Annotated in this window: 1 protein-coding gene and 1 pseudogene; both read right to left on the reverse strand. The window is 45.7% G+C overall.

The annotated features are described in order from the left end of the window. On the reverse strand, nt 1–372 hold a 372-nt coding region (locus tag MZO41_RS17070), incomplete at its 3' end, for an endodeoxyribonuclease (RefSeq protein ID WP_024971543.1). Then, a pseudogene (locus MZO41_RS17075) lies at nt 369–573 on the reverse strand (hypothetical protein); the annotation flags it as partial. The gene MZO41_RS17070 and the pseudogene MZO41_RS17075, both read right to left, overlap by 4 nt.

Here is a 573-nt window from a genome sequence, read left to right on the forward strand (position 1 = left end):
TTCGTCCTCCGTGATTTCATCTATTTCTACTCTAGGATTTCGTTTATCAACGGCAAATTCGTCCTGGAATCCTGTGATGTGCTTTCGATTATCGTTGCCTAAAAGCCCAGCCTTCATAAAGCCGTCCAGCACAAACTTTTTAGCAAACGCGATATTATCCGCATCTTTTCGGTTGTTCTTCGTGTACCACGTAAATTTAAGCTTGCAAGGCCAACTGAATTCAACTCCAGAATTCCGACTAGCCCTGGCATACACACTACATAAGGCCGTGTACCGCTTCTTTAGGTTAGCTGCGGCGTATCTGTTGGCCCGTTCAGCCTTGATGTACTCATTTAAGCTAGGTAGTTCGCCCTTAATCACTACTTTGCTCATACTTTCGGCACCCGGCTAATGTAGTAGCCACAGACAATGCCATTTGAGTAGCTTGCTTGCCTTATCGATCTAGCTGGGGCGCCGATCTTATCACCTAGCAAATCAACTGTTTGTCCAGTAATAATTTCGTTGGGATTGTCGTACTTTTCAGCACGCCAGTAGCCGTTCCGCAACGGCAAACTGTACTTGTGCACTAGATAG

The organism is Lactiplantibacillus sp. C232, assembly GCF_023806725.1.
Lineage (GTDB): Bacteria > Bacillota > Bacilli > Lactobacillales > Lactobacillaceae > Lactiplantibacillus > Lactiplantibacillus plantarum.